The organism is Amycolatopsis sp. NPDC058278, from assembly GCF_042881395.1.
Classification (GTDB): Bacteria; Actinomycetota; Actinomycetes; order Mycobacteriales; family Pseudonocardiaceae; genus Amycolatopsis.
The window spans coordinates 1-1,915 of the sequence record NZ_JBHVXZ010000100.1 but is presented as its reverse complement, the minus strand read 5'-3'; the positions used below and the strand labels follow the sequence as shown (position 1 = coordinate 1,915).

Annotated in this window: 2 protein-coding genes; one reads left to right on the top strand and one right to left on the bottom strand. The window is 70.7% G+C overall.

The annotated features are described in order from the left end of the window. Positions 1–49 precede the first annotated feature (49 nt). The gene (locus tag ACFVYA_RS36970) at positions 50–790 is read right to left on the bottom strand and encodes an SDR family oxidoreductase (RefSeq protein ID WP_387051712.1); all 741 of its coding nucleotides are present in this window, start codon (positions 788–790) and stop codon (positions 50–52) included. A 124-nt stretch (positions 791–914) separates the two neighbouring features. Here ACFVYA_RS36970 and ACFVYA_RS36965 point away from each other — a divergent pair, with 124 nt between their 5' ends. Beyond that, on the top strand, positions 915–1,754 hold the full coding sequence (locus ACFVYA_RS36965) for a helix-turn-helix transcriptional regulator (RefSeq protein ID WP_387051710.1): 840 nt from the start codon (positions 915–917) through the stop codon (positions 1,752–1,754). Positions 1,755–1,915 lie beyond the last annotated feature (161 nt).

Genomic DNA, 1,915 nt, shown 5'->3' with positions numbered 1-1,915 from the left:
CTTCGGATTCGCGCCTATACAGGGGCTGCTGACCCCCCTCAGCGCCGATTCAGACGACTCCGCCGTTGGCCCGGATCACCTGGCCGTTGACCCAGCGGCCCTCGGCGCCGGCCAGGAACGCGACCACGGCCGCGATGTCGGCGGGCGTGCCGAGGCGTTCCAGCGGCGCCTGGGCCGCCAGCCGCTCGATCGTCGCCTGGTCGCGTCCTTCGAAGAACAGATCCGTGGCGGTCGGGCCGGGCGACACCGCGTTGACGGTGACGTCCCGGCCGCGCAGCTCGCGGGCCAGGATCAACGTCAACGCGTCGACGGCGCCCTTGCTAGCCGCGTACGGGCCGTACGTGGGCATGGCGTGCTTGACCATCGAGGTGGACAACATGATCAGCGCCCCGCCGGTGCGCAGCCTGCGCGCCGCCTGCTGGGCGACGACGAACGTGCCGCGGATGTTGGTGCGATGCAGGTCGTCCAACACGGACAGATCGAAGTCGACAAGCGGCTCGAGCACCATCTTGCCCGCCGCGTGCGCGACCACGTCTACCCCACCGAACCGGATCTCCGCGGTATCGAACATCGCGGCGACCGCGTTCTCGTCGGCGACATCGGCCTGGACCGCGACGGCCCGGCCACCCCCGGCGGTCACGGCGGCGACCGCTTCCTCGGCTTGGTCCTTGTTCGCGCTGTAGCCGACGACCACGGCCATGCCGTCCGCGGCCAGCCGGGACACGGCTTCGCGGCCGATGCCGCGCGACCCTCCGGTCACCACGGCGACCCGGGTACTGCTCTCGGTCATGACGAACTCCCCTTGCTCGGTGTTTCCCCACGATGCAGCCGCGGTGTGCAGGCGGGCAGTGGCCACTTACCCAGGTGGCGGTAACCCCTGGCTACCGGGCTCGTGATCGGGGCACAGTGGTGGGGTGAACCTCGCCGAGCTGGGGGCCTTCCTCAAGTCGCGCCGGGACCGGATCCGGCCGGCGGACGTCGGCCTGCCCGCCGGTCCGCGGCGCCGGGTGTCCGGGCTGCGCCGGGACGAGGTGGCGCAGCTGGCCGGTGCCTCGGTCGACTACTACATCGAGCTCGAGCGCGGGGCCGGCGCCCAGCCGTCCGAGCAGATGCTGGCGGCGCTGGCCAGGGCGTTGCGGCTCAGCCGTGACGAGCGTGACCACCTCTTCCACCTCGCCGGCCGCGCGGTTCCCGCGGACGGCGGCCCGGCCGACCACGTCCATCCCGGTCTGCTGGACCTGCTGCACCGGCTGGACGGCACCCCGGCTCAGGTGGTCACCGATCTCCGCGTCACGTTGGTGCAGAACCGGTTGGCGGCCGCGCTGCTCGGCCCGGCACCACTCCCGACCGGGTGGAAGGCGGGGTTCTTGTACCGGTGGTTCACCGACCCGGCGTCGCGGGCGATCTACCCCGCCGAGGACCACGACTACTATGCCTGTTCGTTTGTCGGCGACCTCCGCGCGGCGATGGCGCGCCGCGGTGGCGACGACTCCGAGGTTACCGCCCTGATCACGGAGCTGACCGCGCGCAGTCCCGAGTTCAGGGAATACTGGGCACGACATGATGTCGCGTTCCGCCGCAACGACCGCAAACGCCTGGTGCATCCCGAACTCGGGCTGCTGGAGGTGAACTGCCTCACCCTGTTCAGTGAGGACAGCAAGCAGCGGCTGCTGTGGTTCACCCCGGCGGTCGGCACCGACTCGGTCGCGAAACTCGAGATGCTGGCCGTCGTGGGAACGCAGGAGTTGCGCTGAAGAGCCCAGCACAGGTGTCGAGGGCGGCGACGGACGTGGCGTACTCGGAGACGCTCAGTTCGTCGTGCTCGGCTTCCCTGGTGAACGTCTGGACGAGGTGGCTGTCCTGGCCGGCGCCGCGCAGGGTCTCGCGATAGGCCACCTCGTGTTCCACGAAGACC

Bases quoted from the DNA above. Each gene is read 5' to 3' on its own strand.
- ACFVYA_RS36970 (WP_387051712.1), bottom strand. From the start codon at position 790: ATGACCGAGAGCAGTACCCGGGTCGCCGTGGTGACCGGAGGGTCGCGC.